We start from the raw sequence: 15169 nt of genomic DNA, 5'->3' as shown, positions 1-15169 counted from the left end.
CCCGGACACGCCGGAGGCCCGGCACCCCTGGTGGGGTGCCGGGCCTCCTTCCGTACACGTACGGAGCGACGGGTCAGGCGTCGAAGACCTCGTTGACCAGCTGCTGCTGCTCGGCCTGGTGGCGCTTGGCCGAGCCGACCGCCGGGGACGAGGAGTGCGGACGCGAGATCCGGCGCAGGCGCTCGCCCGCCGGGATGTCCGCGCCGACCGCCAGGTCCAGGTGGTCGATCAGGTTGAGCGCGATGAACGGCCACGCACCCTGGTTCGCCGGCTCCTCCTGCGCCCAGATGTACTTCGCGGCGTTCGGGTACTTGGCGATCTCGGCCTGGAGCTCGGCACCCGGCAGCGGGTACAGACGCTCCAGACGGATGATCGCGGTCTCCGTGTCACCGCGCTTCTGACGCTCGGCCTCCAGGTCGTAGTAGACCTTGCCGGCGCAGAAGACGACCTTGCGGACGTCGGCCGCGTTCACGGTCGTGTCGCCGATCACCGGGCGGAAGCCGCCGGTGGTGAACTCCTCCGCCTTGGACGCCGCGGCCTTCAGACGCAGCATCGACTTCGGGGTGAAGACGATGAGCGGCTTGTGGTGCGGGTTGTGGACCTGCCAGCGCAGGAGGTGGAAGTAGTTCGACGGCAGCGTCGGCATGGCGACCGTCATGTTGTCCTGGGCGCACATCTGGAGGAAGCGCTCCGGGCGCGCGGACGAGTGGTCCGGGCCCTGGCCCTCGTAGCCGTGCGGCAGGAGCAGCGTGACGCCGGAGGTCTGGCCCCACTTCTGCTCGGCCGAGGAGATGAACTCGTCGACGACGGTCTGCGCGCCGTTGACGAAGTCACCGAACTGGGCCTCCCAGATGACCAGGGCGTCCGGGCGCTCCAGCGAGTAGCCGTACTCGAAGCCCATCGCCGCGTACTCGCTGAGCAGCGAGTCGTAGACGTTGTAGTGGGCCTGGTCCTCGGTCAGGTAGAGCAGCGGGGTGTAGTCCTCGCCGGTCTCCTGGTCCACCAGGACCGCGTGACGCTGGCCGAAGGTGCCGCGGCGGGAGTCCTGGCCGGACAGCCGGACCGGGGTGCCCTCCATGAGCAGCGAGCCGATGGCGAGGGTCTCGCCCATGCCCCAGTCGATCGTGCCGTCCTCGACGGAGGCGGCGCGGCGCTGCATCTGCGGCAGCAGACGCGGGTGGACCGTGATCCGCTCGGGGACGGTGACCTGCGACTCGGCGATCCGCTTCACGACCTCGGTGGAGACCGCGGTGGTGACGCCGACCGGGAACTCGGCGCGGGCGTCCGGGACGTGCGCCGGGGCCGGGGCGGTGGTGGCCTCGCGGACCTCCGCGAACACCTTCTCCAGCTGGCCCTGGAAGTCCTGGAGCGACTGCTCCGCCTCTTCGAGGGTGATGTCGCCGCGACCGATGAGCGACTCGGTGTACAGCTTGCGCACCGAACGCTTCTTGTCGATCAGGTTGTACATCTGCGGGTTGGTGAACGAGGGGTTGTCGCCCTCGTTGTGACCGCGGCGGCGGTAGCAGATGAGGTCGATCACGACGTCCTTGTTGAACGTCTGGCGGAACTCGAAGGCGAGCCGCGCGACGCGGACCACGGCCTCCGGGTCGTCGCCGTTCACGTGGAAGATCGGCGCCTCGATCATGCGGGCCACGTCGGTCGCGTACATCGAGGAACGCGAGGACTCCGGGGCGGCGGTGAAGCCGACCTGGTTGTTGATGACGATGTGGACCGTGCCGCCGGTGCGGTAGCCGCGCAGCTGCGACATGTTCAGCGTCTCGGCGACGACACCCTGGCCGGCGAAGGCCGCGTCACCGTGCAGGGCGACGGGCAGGACCGTGAAGTCCGTGCCGCCCTTGTTGATGACGTCCTGCTTGGCGCGGACGATGCCTTCCAGGACCGGGTCGACCGCCTCCAGGTGCGAGGGGTTCGCGGCGAGGGAGACCTTGATCTGCTCGCCGTCGAGACCGGTGAAGGTGCCCTCGGCGCCCAGGTGGTACTTGACGTCGCCGGAGCCGTGCATCGACTTCGGGTCGAGGTTGCCCTCGAACTCGCGGAAGATCTGCGCGTACGACTTGCCGACGATGTTCGCCAGGACGTTCAGGCGGCCGCGGTGGGCCATGCCGATGACGACCTCGTCGAGGCGCGACTCGGCGGCCGAGTCGATGACCGCGTCGAGCAGCGGGATGACGGACTCGCCGCCCTCCAGGGAGAAGCGCTTCTGGCCGACGTACTTCGTCTGCAGGAAGGTCTCGAAGGCCTCCGCGGCGTTCAGCCGGCGCAGGATCCGCAGCTGCTCCTCGCGCTCCACGCGGGAGTGCGGGCGCTCGACGCGGTCCTGGATCCACTTGCGCTGCTTCGGGTCCTGGATGTGCATGAACTCGACGCCGGTGGTGCGGCAGTACGAGTCGCGGAGCACGCCGAGGATGTCGCGGAGCTTCATCATCGACTTGCCGGCGAAGCCACCGACCGCGAACTCCCGCTCCAGGTCCCACAGGGTGAGGCCGTGCTCGGTGATGTCCAGGTCGGGGTGCTTGCGCTGCTTGTACTCCAGCGGGTCGGTGTCGGCCATGACGTGGCCGCGGACCCGGTAGGAGTGGATGAGCTCGAAGACGCGCGCGGCCTTGGTGACGTCGTCGTCGTGCGAGGCGTCGATGTCCTTGAGCCAGCGGACCGGCTCGTAGGGGATGCGCAGGGCCTTGAAGATGTCGTCGTAGAAGCCCTCCTCGCCGAGGAGGAAGTTGGCGACGACGCGCAGGAACTCGCCGGAGGCGGCGCCCTGGATGACGCGGTGGTCGTACGTCGAGGTCAGGGTCATGACCTTCGAGATGCCCAGCTTGTTCAGGGTGTCCTGGGAGGTGCCCTGGAACTCGGCCGGGTAGTCCATCGAGCCGACGCCCATGATGACCGACTGTCCGGGCATCAGACGCGGGACGGAGTGGACGGTGCCGAGGCCGCCGGGGTTGGTCAGGGAGACCGTGACGCCGGTGAAGTCCTCCATCGTCAGCTTGCCGACGCGGGCCCGCTTGACGATGTCCTCGTACGCCTGCCAGAACTCGAAGAAGTTGAGCGTCTCGGCCTTCTTGATGCCCGCGACGACGAGCTGGCGGTCGCCGTTGGGCTTCACCAGGTCGATCGCGAGACCGAAGTTCACGTGCTCCGGCTTGACCAGGGTCGGCTTGCCGTCCTTCTCCGCGAAGGAGTAGTTCATCGACGGCATGGCCTTGATCGCCTGCACCATCGCGTAGCCGATCAGGTGCGTGAAGGAGATCTTCCCGCCCCGGGCGCGCTTCAGGTGGTTGTTGATCACGATCCGGTTGTCGAAGAGCAGCTTCACCGGGACGGCGCGGACGGACGTGGCCGTCGGCACCTCCAGGGAGGCGTTCATGTTCTTCGCGACCGCGGCGGCGGGGCCGCGCAGCGTGATCAGCTCGGGGCCGGCGGGGGCCTCGGCGGCCGGCTTGGCGGCGACCGGAGCCTTGGCCGGGGCGGGCGCGGCGGCGGGCTTCGCGGCGGCCGGAGCGGCAGGGGCCGCTGCGGGCTTCACGGGCGCCGCGGCGGGCGCCGGAGCCGGAGCCGCGACCGGAGCGGGCGCGGGAGCCGGAACGGCCGCAGGAGCGGCAGGCGCGGCCTGTGCGGGGCCCGCCTGCGGCACCGCAGGGGCGCTCGGCGTGGTGGAAGCCGGGGCGGTCGGGGACTCCGACGCTCCGGGCTTGTAGTCGGCGAAGAAGTCCCACCAGGCACGATCGACCGAATTCGGGTCCTGGAGGTACTGCTGGTAGATCTCGTCGACGAGCCACTCATTGGCACCGAAGGCGGCTGCGGGGCTCTTGCCCTGCCCGTCCTGGTCGGTCGGGGAGCTCGGGGTACTGGGGGACTGAGACGACACGGCGGCAACCGCCCTCTTCCGCTTCACAAGGTGATGGACAGCGGAAATAAAGGCTACGCCTGTCCGGCCGAGAGGTGCAGGCAGGGAGCGCCAACGTCGCGCAAGTCACACTTGACGAGGTGTTTCGGTGCCGTGAATGGCGGGAAACAAGCGTGGTTCCGCATGTGTGAGGGTACGGAAAAGCGCAGGCACGGCCGTCTTCGGCCGCACCTCTGACCAGCTCCCGCTCACATGCGCGGAGGTCTCCCTCACGTACACGCAGAACGAGCCCTTCCGGTTCGAACCCTACGTCAATCTCTCGGAGGGAGGCTGCCCGGAAGAGTGACCCTGATGCGGCAGCCGCGTGATGATTCGGCCACCCCGATCCCGCCGCCGTGCAGATCCACCGCCCAGCGGGCGATCGCGAGGCCCAGCCCCGTGCCGCCGTCGCTCCCGGGGCCCTGCCGGAGCGGCGCCGTGCCCCGGTTGAACCGCTCGAAGACCTTGTGCCGCTCCGACTCCGGGATGCCGGGGCCCTCGTCCTCGACCTCCAGCTCCAGGGAGTCCCGGTACGGGCCGCGCCGGGCCCGGACCGTGACGCGGCCGTGCGGCGGCGAGTGCTTCACCGCGTTGTCGATCAGGTTCGCCATCACCTGGTGCAGCCGCTCCGCGTCCGCGTGCGCCACCAGCTCGGGCGGCGACACGTCCAGATGTAGATGCACATCCGTGCGGTTGTGCAGGCCCGAGGTGGACGAGAGGCCGCGCTGCGAGGCGGCCAGGTTCGCTTCGCGTAGAACCCCGGACAAATACGGCCAGACCTCGAAGCGGCTCGCCCGCAGCGCCACGACACCGTTGTCAAGACGTGACAGGTCGAGCAGTGTCTCCACCAGCCGGCCCAGCCGCTCGGTCTGCTTCAGCGCCGACCGCATCGTCTCCGGATCCGCCTCGGACACCCCGTCCACGACGTTCTCGAGTACGGCCCTGAGCGCGGCGATCGGGGTCCGCAGCTCGTGCGACACATTGGCGACCAGCTCCTTGCGGTGCCGGTCCACCGCCTCCAGATCGTCCGCCATGCGGTTGATCGTCGACGCCAGGTCGCCCAGCTCGTCGCGCCGGTCCGCGCCCCGCACCCGCCGGGTGAAGTCGCCGCGCGAGATCGTCCCGGCCACCGTGGTCATCTCGTCCAGCGGCGCCGTCAGGGACTGCGCCACGAACTGGGTGATCAGCAGGGTCGCGATCATCGCGAAGATCGTGATGTACCGGAACTCGGTGGACGTGCGGATCGCCACCAGGGCCAGGCCCGAGGTCAGCAGGACCGCCCCGACGACCAGCGCGCCCAGCTTGGTCTTGATCGAGATCACGATCCGGCGCGGCCGGCGCACCCCGCCGTCCGGTCCCCGCTGCTCCCGCGGCCCCCCGGGCCTCCGCCGGCTCACAGCGCCGGGGTCTCCAGCGCGTAACCGACGCCATGGACCGTGCGGATCCGCTCGGCCCCGATCTTCCGGCGCAGCGCCTTGATGTGGCTGTCCACGGTCCGGGTGCCCGAGGCGTCCGCCCAGTCCCACACCTCGGCGAGCAGCTGCTCGCGGGAGAGGACCGCCCGCGGCGTGCTCGCCAGGCAGACCAGCAGGTCGAACTCGGTCGGGGTCAGGTGCACGTCCTCGGACCGCACCCGGACCCGGCGCTGCGCGTGGTCGATCTCCAGCTCGCCGAGGCGCAGGATGCCGCTGCGCGGGGTCACGGCCGCCAGCGCGGCCCGCTCCACCCGGCGGAGCAGCACGTGCACCCGGGCGGCCAGCTCCCGCATCGAGAACGGCTTGGTCATGTAGTCGTCCGCGCCCACGCCGAGGCCGACCAGCATGTCGGTCTCGTCGTCGCGGGCGGTCAGCATGAGGACCGGGACGGGGCGCTGGGCCTGGACCCGGCGGCACACCTCCAGGCCGTCGAATCCGGGCAGCATCACGTCGAGGACCATCAGGTCCGGCTGCCATGCCTCGGCCGCGTCGACGGCCGCGGGGCCGTCGGTCGCGGTCTGGACGAGAAAGCCCTCGGCGCGCAGCCGAGCGGAGATCGCCTCCACGATCGTGGCGTCGTCCTCGACCACGAGCACCCGGCGCTGGGCACCCGGAGTGGCCGCCGCACCGTGGTGAGTGGTGTGTGTCTGCTCCATTGCCCCGCCTCGCGTCGCCGATGTCGGCTCAGCAGCCTAGAGGTAGCGGCGGCGTCCCGGCTATCCAGGACTTACTCGGGGCGGACGCCGAGGTGAACCACGTCGGGGACGCCCCGGGCAACGGGGATCTCTTCCGTCCGTACCCCGCTGAATCCGGCATTCCGCAAGGACCCTTCGAAATCGGCGGAGGGTCGGGCGGACCACACGGCGAGCACTCCGCCGGGGTTCAGACGGGCCGCGCAGGCCGCCAATCCCTCGGCTGCGTACAGGGATTCGTTGTCCTCGGTGACCGTCCAGTCGGGCCCGTTGTCGATGTCCAGACAGAGGGCGTCGTAGGTGTCCGTGGAGGTGCTGAGGTGGTCCACCAGGTCCGTGTGCAGGATCACGGTCCGGGAATCGGCGAGCGCGCCCCCGGAGATCGAGGCGAGGGGCCCCTGGCGGTGCCAGTCGATGATCGCCTCCTCCCGCTCGACGACCGTGATCCGGCCCCAGCGGGGGTCGGCGGCGGCGTGGGCGAGCGAGAAACCGACGCCGAGACCTCCGACGAGGACGGACGCGCCGGCGCGGGACCGCTCGGGGAGCGCGGCCTGCGCCGCGTCGATCAGGAGCCGCTCGGAGCGCCCGTCGGAGGTGTCCATCAGGAAGGTCCCGTTGGCGATGATCTCGTAGTGCTCCTCGCGACGGCGGAGCACGACCTCTCCGTACGGTCCTTCGCGACGGTCGAGGGTGACGGTTCCTGGCATGGTCGGTCGCTCCGCTCTCGGCTCGGCAGTGGGTCCCCGGCCATCCTCGCGGGGCGGCGGCGGTGGGGACAAACCCCGAGTTCAGCGCCGGGCCCCGTCCGTCCAGATGCGGCTGCTGAGGTCCGAGCCGCGGAGCACCTGCACCCTCCACGGGTCGATGCGCAGGACGTGGTACTCGGGGTCCTCGGGACCACCGCGCCAGAATCGGACGGGGTCGTACCCGACGCCCGCGGGGCTTCCCGCGCGGTAGAGGTCCCAGGCGTGCTGCCTGCTCTGCCGGTCCTCCGCCCAGGTGGAGACGCTGTCGATGAACACGGCGTTCTGGCGGGGGTTCCAGTACGAGTAGGTGGTGTGCGGGTTGTTCGCCAGATGCGCCACCTTGACGGGCGTCTTGTAGGCGGCGAGCCAGCCGACCGGCTTTCCGTCCACCACTTCCCAGACGGGCAGCAGCACTCGGGCCCTGGGGCGCGACGTACTGTCCACCGTGATCATGGTGCAGTAGACGATGTCCTGGATATAGGCGTTGAATTTCTCTTCGATTTCCGAGAAGGATTCCACACGGGTGGCCATATCGATTCCTGTCACACGTCGACGCGCTCGGTCGGACGGGGAACTTCCGCCGGTACGGGTACGGGTACGGGTTCGGATCCGGCGCCGGTCGCCCCCGCCCGGCCACGGAGGCCGAAGGCGCTGATGAGGGCGGCCACGAGGGCGGCGACGAGCGGCACGACCAGGGCGGCCCGGTAGCCGTCGAGGAGCGCCGCCGGCGAGCTGCCGTCCGTGGCCGCGATGTTCACCGCGGCGACGGTGGACAGCCCGAGCGCGGCGCCGAACTGGAAGGACGTGTACAGCAGACCGCCGGCGACGCCCTGCTCCTCCTCGGCGATCCCGTCGGTGGCGACGATGGTCAGCGGCCCGTAGGCCAGGGAGAAGGCCAGTCCCAGGATGATCAGGCTCGGGAACATCGCCAGGTACGTCCAGTCCGCGCCGACCGGCAGGAACAGCGCGTAGGACAGGGCGGCGAGGAGCAGACCGCCGAAGATCACCCGGGCGTTGCCGAACCTGGCCACGAGCCGGGGGGTGAGGGTGGGGGAGAGGATCGCGTCCACACCGATGACGATGAGGGCGAAACTGGTCTGCAGGGTCGACCAGCCGCGCAGCTCCTGCAGATAGAGCACCGCGATGAACTGGAAGCCGAAGAAGCCCGCGGCGAAGAGCAGGCCGGCCAGGTTGGCGCGGACCAGCGAACCGTTGCGGAAGATGCCCAGGCGCACCAGCGGCGAGGACGACCTGCGCTCGACGGCGACGAAGACCAGGAACAGCACCAGGCTCGCCGCGACCGTGCCGATCGTCGTGGCCACCGGGACGTGCGCGGCACGCTCGACGCCGAAGACGAGGAGCAGGATGCCGCCGGTGACGCTGATCGCGCCCGCCAGGTCGACGCCCTGGCCCGTGCGGTCCGGGCGCGGCGACCTGGGAATGAGGGCGATCGCGGCGATCAGGATGAGGAAGCTGAGGACGACCGGCGCGAAGAACACCCAGCGCCAGTCGACAGCGGCCAGCAGGCCGCCCACGACGAGGCCGATCGAGAAGCCGCCGGCCGCGGTGCCGGAGTAGACGAGCAGGGCCTTGTTGCGCTGAGGGCCCTCGTCGAAACTCGTGGTGATGATGGACAGACCGGCCGGGGTCATGAACGCGGCGGCGACACCGGTCACGAAGCGGGCCACGATGAGCATCCAGCCCTCGGTGGCGAACCCGCCGAGGCCGGAGAAGAGCAGGAAGACGACGAGCCAGAAGACGAACATCCGGCGGCGTCCGAACAGGTCGGCGGCCCGGCCGCCCAGCAGCATGAACCCGCCGTAACCGAGGACGTAGGCGCTCATCACCCACTGGAGCATGCCGGTCGACATGTCCAGGTCCTCGCGGATCGACGGCAGGGCCACATTGAGCATGGCCACGTCGATGCCTTCGAGGAAGATCGCGCCGCACAGCACGAACAGCACGCCCCATGCGCGCCCGCTCATGCGCTCCGTACCGCTGCTCGACGGGGATTGTGGGGTGGACACAGAATTGCTCCTTGTGCGCGAAGGAATAGTCGTGGGGAATCAGCCGCATTCCTGCGGCAGGCGAGTGGCGTTCCCTTGAAGTCCGCGTGAGAAGCCGGCCCGACAGGGGGCGCGGCACAAGGAGAAAGCCGTGCCGCGGGATTCCCACGCGTCGATGTGGAAATCCTGCGGCACGGCGGAGATTCGGGGAAGAAGGCACTTCGAAGTCATCCGGTTACTTCACGGGTACCGACCGTACGGCGGGCGCTTCCTCAGGACTCGCCGCCCGCCGCGCTGTTGCTCAGGGCTCGCCGGTCACCCGCCGCGCTGTCGCTCAGGACTCGCCGGTCACCCGCCGAGCGCCTCGCCACGCGTGCAGGCCCGTGCCCGCCACGAGCGTGGCGACCGCCACCGTCCACGCTCCCGCCTGGGTGCCCGGCTGCATCACCCAGGCCCACCACTGGGCCCCGCCGCCCGGGGCGGACGGGGCCGCGAGATAGACGGTGCCCACGAAGAAGGCCGGCGGCATCCAGCTCAGCCGGGCGCCGGTGACAGCGGCGGCGCCCGCCGCCACCCCCACCAGGCCGAGGGTGTTGCGTACGGCCGCGAGCGCGCCGAACTCCTCCGCGTGCCCCGGCACCGCCAGGGCCAGCAGCGCGACGGCGAGGACGGCCGGGGCGAGCACATGGGCGAGACGGCGCGGCCACCAGGCGCGTACCGCCGTACGGTCCAGCTCGTCGCTCGGCGTGTGGAGGCTGGCGCCGATCGCGGCGGCCGCGAGCAGCGGGCCGAGGACGACGACCGGCAGCCGGGCCGTGTGGTCGAAGTCGGGCAGCGACTCCAGCCACCGGGCCGCCCAGGCGGCGGCCACCGCCGTTCCGGCGAGGGCGGCCAGGGCGCCGGGCAGGGCGCGGGAGCGCAGATAGAGCAGGGACGAGGACCTCACGGGACCGGCACCTCGTCGGGGTGACAGGTGTTCGCCGCCAGATAGCGGCCCAGGTAATCGCGTTGGGCGGCAGGCGACTTGGCCCGGAGGCGGTCGATGTACGGCCGGACGACGGTCGGATCGGGGCCGTAGCCCAAGGGCGTCGGCGCCAGCCACTCGATGACGGCGAGGTTGATGATGCTCGCCCGCTCCGCGTCCCGACCCGTGCCGTCACCCGGCTCGCACGTGTCCGAGAACAGCCACGACACCGCCGAGTTCAGATACAGATCCGGGTGCGGAAGCCGGCCGCGCACCGCGTCCGCCGCCGCGTCGGGCAGTTCGACGTCCCCGGGGCGCGCGGGTCCGAACGGGCCGCCGACCCAGCGGACCGGGGCGCCGGGCAGCCCCTTGAGGCGCGCGTTGAGCGGGGCGAGCGCCGCCGACACCTCCGGCAGCAGGCGTTCGTCCACGGCCGTGAGGCAGACCTGCGGTGTGCCGTCGTCGCAGAGCGGGCGGGCCAGGGCCGGGTCCGGGCGCCACGGGCCCTCGTCCGTCGGCAGGCGCAGGATCAGAGCGGCGGCGGCGACCGCAACGGCCAGCGGGACCAGGGCCAGCGGTCGCAGCCGCGCCCGGCGGAGGCCGTACGCCAGGAGCGCGGTGAGCGCGAGTCCGGCCGTCCACGCCATCGACACCGGACCGAACCACCACACCGGCCGGTCCCAGAGGAACTGGTGCTCCGAGGCGGGGCTGAGCCAACGGACGGGTTGGTGGCTGTACGCGCCGATCCCGAGCCCGACGTACCCGATGATGCCCAGGAGCGGGGCCGTCAGCCGCCAGCGGACCGTACGTCCGACGACATGGCCGATCGCGCCCAGGGCGGCGACGGCGACCGCGTCGGCGGCGAGGAGTTCGAGGAAGGGACGGCCGCCGGAGGCGTACGGCCAGGTCGCGAGGAGACAGACGGCGTCGCCGAGGAGCACCCCCGCGGCCGGCCAGAGCGCCGACGGGGCGACCGCGACGAACAGGCGGCGGAGTGGCGAACGGGGCGCGGACTCCCAGAGGTCCAGCGTCCCGCGCCGTCGGTCCCGGCCGCCCTGCCAGCAGCCCGCTGCGAGCGCGAGCGGCCCGACGAGCATCCCGGTGGTCACGTGCAGCATGTTGGTGGCATCGGCCCAACGCCCCTGCCAGCCGGGGGCCTTGCCGTACATCGTCACGAGGATGGTGAGGAGGACGGCGGCACCGGTCCAGGGGCCGAGCCCGCGGCGCAGCTCGATGAGAACGGGCTTCGGCGTGCGGGTGGCCCTTCCGGCGGTCCGGGGCGAGGGAGGGGTCGAGGCCGGGGGCGGGGTGAGGGTGGCGGTCACCGGAGTGCTCCCTTCGCGGCGTCCGAGGGGGCTCGGTGGGCGTGCAGGGCGGCCGTGTAGCCGCGCTCGACGGCGTGGGTCGTGGAGTCGTCGCCGTCGGTGGACTCCCCGCCGAGGGCGGTGAGTTCGGCCGTCGAGCCCTGGAAGGCGAGGCGGCCCGCCTCGATGAGGGCGACGTCGGTGCAGGCCGCGGCCACGTCCTCCACCAGGTGCGTGGAGACCACCACCGTCGCCTCCGAGCCCAACTCCCGTAGCAGCGAACGGAAATCGACCCGCTGCTCCGGATCGAGGCCGGCGGTCGGCTCGTCGAGCAGCAGCAACTCCGGTTCGTTCACGATGGCCTGGGCGATTCCGGCGCGCCGGACCATGCCGCCCGACAGTGTCTTCATCCTTGCGTCGATCCGGTCGCCGAGCCCGACCCGCGCCACCGCGCGCTCGACCGCTGCCGGGACGCGGCCGGCCGGTACCTCCTTGAGCCATGCGACGTAGGCCACGAACTCCCGCACGGTGAAGGCCGGGTAGTAGCCGAACTCCTGTGGCAGATAGCCGAGTCGGCGCCTGATGTCGGTACGTTCACGGTGGCTGGTGGCGTCCCCGCCGAGCAGCTCCACCCGGCCGGAGGAGGGCGCGGCGACGGTCGCGAGGACCCGGATGAGGGAGGTCTTGCCCGCGCCGTTCGGGCCGAGCAGGCCGTGGACGCCGGGACCGAGGGACAGATCGAGCCGGTCGAGGGCGACGGTACGGCGGTGGCGGACGGTCAGTCCGCTCACCGCGACGGCGGTCGAGGGGTTCACCGGGACTCCAGGTGGTCGAAGGAACGGCGCCGCACCGCGAGGAGGGCCGCGCAGGCCAGCGCGGCGGCGGCCCACCCCCCTTGGGCGGCGGGGCCGGAGAAGTACGGGGCGAGCGCGGTGGCCGAGGCGGCCGTGTCCGCGGGTTCGAGCAGCGGACCCGTGACGGCGAGCAGCCACCCGGCGCCGAGCGTCGCGGCCGCCGCCCGGCAGCCGACGAACGAGCCGAGCGCGAGCGTGGCCAGGGTCAGCGCCAGACCGGGAAGCAGCCAGGCGGCCGCCCCCGGGAAGCCGGCCACCGGCGGCAGCAGCGCGCCGCCGGCGGTCAGCAGCGGTACGCACACGGCGAGGACGGCGGCGGTACGGGTGAGCAGCAGCCGCAGCCCGCCGGACGGGGTGGCGGCGGTGATCTCGTACAGCGGGTCGGCGTGACGTCCGTACGAGACGGCGACACCGGCGAGCGGAAGGAGGGGCGAGAGGGCGAGCAGCAGATTCCGTGTCCCTTGGACCCCGGCTCCGTACGCGAGCCCGAAAGCCCCGCCGACGACCAGCAGCACGGCCACCAGCCAGGACCCGCGGAGAGCGGGCCCGACGGCCCACCAGAGCCTGGCCCACCGGCCGAGGGGGGTGGGGGCGGGCGGGGTCGGCGGGGCGAGCGCGGGCGGGGCGGGAGCGGGCGAGACGCGGGCGGGCCGGGCGCTGAGCGAGGCGGCGGATTCGGGTCGGCGTTCGAGAGGTACGGCGGATGTGGGCCGGGTGCCGAGAGGTGCGGCGGATTCGGGTCGGGTGCCGAGCGAGGCGGCGGACCCGGGTCGGCGTCCGAGGAAGGCGGCGGCTGCGAACCGGCGTCCGAGGGACGTGGCGGATTCGGTCCGGCGTCCGTGGGACGTGGCGGGTTCGGTCCGGGGTCCGTGGGCACCCGGGCGGGCGGCCCGGGTGCCCTCCGGCGCCGGACCGTGCCCGAGCGACGCCAGCAGCTCGGCGCGGACGCTCTCGAGTACCGGGCCGGCCGTTCCGGCCCGTACGGCGGCCGAGACGCGGCCCGCGCAGCCCGCGCAGGACTCGACGTGCTTCTCCAGCGACCAGGCATCGGTCTCTGCGGCGGACCCGTCGGCGTACCGGCGCGCGAGGTCGTCGGAGACGTGCCAGGGGAGCCGGGGGCTCCCGAGGCCGTCGACAGGGGGGCGCTGTGTCGTCATGCGGTGCCTCCCAAGGCGTGTGGGCCGCCGGGGTGGGCCGCTCCGAGCGCGGCGCGCAGCTCGCGGCGGGCGCGCAGGGCGCGGGTCTTGACCGTGCCCTCGGGTATGCCGAGGAGCCGGGCGGTCTCGCGGGTCGTCAGGCCGTCGACGACGGTCGCCCGCAGGACCTCGGCGAGTTCGGGCGAGATCCGGTCGAGGGCCGCGCCGACCTCCCCGTACTCCAGTCCGGCGAGCACCCGGTCCTCGGCGGAGGAGGTGGCGGCGGGCGGCTCCGTGGGTACGGCGGCGTGTTCGGCCGCCCGTTCCACGACGCGTTCCGCGCGGGCCCGGGCCCGCTGCGCGTCCACCAGCCGCCGGGCCGCGATCACCCAGATCCAGCCGCCGGCCTCGCCCCGGCCCCGGTGGCCGCCGGCCGAGCGCCAGACCGTGACGAAGGTGTCCTGGAGGACCTCCCGTACGGTCTCCTCGTCCGCGCAGCGCCGGGCGAGGCGCGCGTGCAGCCAGCCGGCGTGCCGGTCGTACAGCACGGCGAGCGCCTCGGAGTCCCCCCGGGCGACCGCGCGCAGCAGCGCCGTGTCGTCGTCCTCGTCGCCCCCGGCGGGGCCTCCCCCTGCGGGGCGCAACAGTCTCACGCCTTCTCTATCGCGCGCGTGCCCCGGTTCGGTTCACGCGATCGCCCCGGTTCGGTTCACGGTTCACGGGTTCGTCGGCGGGCCGCCCTCCGGGAGGGCGGCGAAGACCCGCTGGAGCGCGGCCGGGCGCTCGCCGTCGCCCGCGACGACGAGGCGGTGGCGGTACGTCACGTAGTACTGGAAGCCGTCGAAGACCGGGCCGCCCGTCGGCCGCTCCGGGACCCGGGCGTACGCGGGGTCCTCCAGGGCGGCCCGGAGCTCGGCGGCCTCGGCGGGGGTCTGCCGGCCGGTGCGGGGCGGCTTGGTGCCGGAGCGGCTGGTCCAGGAGCCGTCGTAGTGGACGACGAGCTGGTTGCGGACTCCGGCGAGGCCGCCGTTGACGACGACCTCGACGAGGACCTCGGCCGGGTGGGGGTCCGCTGTGGGAGCGCCGGGCGCCGTGGTGGCGCCCGGCACTGTCGTTGCCCCGGGGGTCGTCGTGGCGCCGGGAGTCGTCGTGGCACCGGAGGGCGTCGCGGTGCTCGGCTCGGCCGGTTCGCTCGACCCCGAGGGCGCTCCGCTCACCCGCGAGGGCGGCCCGCCCGGCGCGGGCGGCGTCTCCGGCCCGCAGCCGCTCGTACCGCCGACCAGGACCCCGACCAGAAGCAGGGTCCCGCACCACGTGCCCCGTACGCCTCGCACCATGGACCGAGCATGCCGGGTGACGGGCACCGCGCGCAGCCGGACGGTCAGGTTCGGGTCCGAGCCGTCAGCCGGTCCCGGGACCGGTACCGCCGCCGTCCCGGACGATGCCGGTCAGCGGCCCCCGGTAGCGCCAGTCGAGGGAGTCGTACAGCGCGAGGCCGTCCGTGGTCGCGGAGAGCACCCCGGTCTCGGCGCCGGCCTGGGCGGCGGCCGCCTCCAGGGTGCGCATGACGTTGGCGCCGAGGCCGCGCCGACGGTGCGCGGGATCGGTCTCGATCTGGTCGGCGACGGCCGTGGAACCGGTCGGGGCGATCTGGCCGCGGGCGGCGAGGGTGCCGTCGGGTGCCAGGACGCGGACCCGGATGACACCGTCCCGGACCTCGGTGGTCCGCGCGTACCCCTCGGGCGGTGCGGGCCGGGCGCCGGGGTCCAGCGGCTTGACCATCATGAAGCCCGGGTCGTCGGGGACCGTCCATCCCTCCGTGATCCACGCGTGCGCGTCCTCGGGCCCCGCCATGATCTTGAGCCAGCTGTACGGGGTGGTGAGCCGGGCGCAGAGCGCGCCGACCGTGGCCGCGTCGGGGGCGGGCAGTACATGCCGTACGACGTGCCGGGGCAGCCCCACGTCGATCCGGTGGCCCCAGGGCTCGTCGACGGCGGCCGGGGTCCCGCGGGAGACGGTCCAGCCCGTCACCCACGCCGATGTAAGAGCTGCGATATCCATGCAGGCATTACATCGGCCGAGAAC

Annotated in this window: 13 protein-coding genes; all 13 read right to left on the bottom strand. The window is 72.5% G+C overall.

What is annotated here, in order from left to right:
* Positions 1-73 precede the first annotated feature (73 nt).
* The 13 genes from N5875_RS12780 to N5875_RS12720 all read right to left on the bottom strand — a co-directional run bounded on the left by N5875_RS12780 (position 74) and on the right by N5875_RS12720 (position 15145).
* Positions 74-3889 (bottom strand): multifunctional oxoglutarate decarboxylase/oxoglutarate dehydrogenase thiamine pyrophosphate-binding subunit/dihydrolipoyllysine-residue succinyltransferase subunit, encoded by a 3816-nt coding sequence (locus tag N5875_RS12780; RefSeq protein WP_338493703.1) that lies wholly within the window; start codon positions 3887-3889, stop codon positions 74-76.
* Positions 3890-4179: 290 nt separating this feature from the next.
* Complete coding sequence (locus N5875_RS12775; RefSeq protein ID WP_338493700.1) at positions 4180-5250, bottom strand: HAMP domain-containing sensor histidine kinase; 1071 nt, start codon at positions 5248-5250, stop codon at positions 4180-4182.
* Between the two features lie 50 nt (positions 5251-5300).
* Positions 5301-6038: a response regulator transcription factor gene (locus N5875_RS12770; RefSeq protein WP_030207163.1), complete on the bottom strand. Its 738-nt coding sequence runs from the start codon at positions 6036-6038 to the stop codon at positions 5301-5303.
* A gap of 71 nt (positions 6039-6109) precedes the next feature.
* The gene (locus N5875_RS12765) at positions 6110-6781 is read right to left on the bottom strand and encodes a spermidine synthase (RefSeq protein ID WP_318209192.1); all 672 of its coding nucleotides are present in this window, start codon (positions 6779-6781) and stop codon (positions 6110-6112) included.
* A gap of 81 nt (positions 6782-6862) precedes the next feature.
* Positions 6863-7351 (bottom strand): pyridoxamine 5'-phosphate oxidase family protein, encoded by a 489-nt coding sequence (locus tag N5875_RS12760; RefSeq protein ID WP_318209193.1) that lies wholly within the window; start codon positions 7349-7351, stop codon positions 6863-6865.
* 11 nt (positions 7352-7362) lie between these two features.
* On the bottom strand, positions 7363-8805 hold the full coding sequence (locus tag N5875_RS12755; RefSeq protein WP_318209242.1) for an MFS transporter: 1443 nt from the start codon (positions 8803-8805) through the stop codon (positions 7363-7365).
* Between the two features lie 355 nt (positions 8806-9160).
* Complete coding sequence (locus N5875_RS12750; protein ID WP_318209194.1) at positions 9161-9772, bottom strand: hypothetical protein; 612 nt, start codon at positions 9770-9772, stop codon at positions 9161-9163.
* Positions 9769-11115 (bottom strand): hypothetical protein, encoded by a 1347-nt coding sequence (locus N5875_RS12745; protein ID WP_338493694.1) that lies wholly within the window; start codon positions 11113-11115, stop codon positions 9769-9771. Before N5875_RS12745 ends, N5875_RS12750 begins: the two co-directional genes overlap by 4 nt.
* Entirely contained in the window at positions 11112-11909 is a 798-nt protein-coding gene (locus tag N5875_RS12740) for an ABC transporter ATP-binding protein (RefSeq protein WP_338493692.1), read from the bottom strand. The genes N5875_RS12745 and N5875_RS12740 overlap by 4 nt, the downstream gene beginning before the upstream one ends.
* A complete protein-coding gene (locus N5875_RS12735; protein ID WP_338499157.1) occupies positions 11906-12985 on the bottom strand; it encodes a zf-HC2 domain-containing protein in 1080 nt (359 codons plus the stop codon). The genes N5875_RS12740 and N5875_RS12735 overlap by 4 nt, the downstream gene beginning before the upstream one ends.
* 116 nt (positions 12986-13101) lie before the next feature.
* The gene (locus N5875_RS12730) at positions 13102-13737 is read right to left on the bottom strand and encodes an RNA polymerase sigma factor (RefSeq protein WP_338493689.1); all 636 of its coding nucleotides are present in this window, start codon (positions 13735-13737) and stop codon (positions 13102-13104) included.
* A gap of 63 nt (positions 13738-13800) precedes the next feature.
* On the bottom strand, positions 13801-14421 hold the full coding sequence (locus N5875_RS12725) for a hypothetical protein (protein ID WP_338493687.1): 621 nt from the start codon (positions 14419-14421) through the stop codon (positions 13801-13803).
* Positions 14422-14485: 64 nt separating this feature from the next.
* Positions 14486-15145 carry a GNAT family N-acetyltransferase gene (locus tag N5875_RS12720; RefSeq protein ID WP_318209200.1) on the bottom strand — a complete coding sequence of 220 codons (660 nt, stop codon included), beginning with the start codon at positions 15143-15145 and terminating at the stop codon, positions 14486-14488.
* Between the last annotated feature and the right edge of the window lie 24 nt (positions 15146-15169).

Source organism: Streptomyces sp. SJL17-4, from assembly GCF_036826855.1.
Classification (GTDB): Bacteria; Actinomycetota; Actinomycetes; order Streptomycetales; family Streptomycetaceae; genus Streptomyces.
The sequence above is the reverse complement of the archived record's forward strand: the minus strand, read 5'-3'. Positions and strand labels throughout refer to the sequence as shown.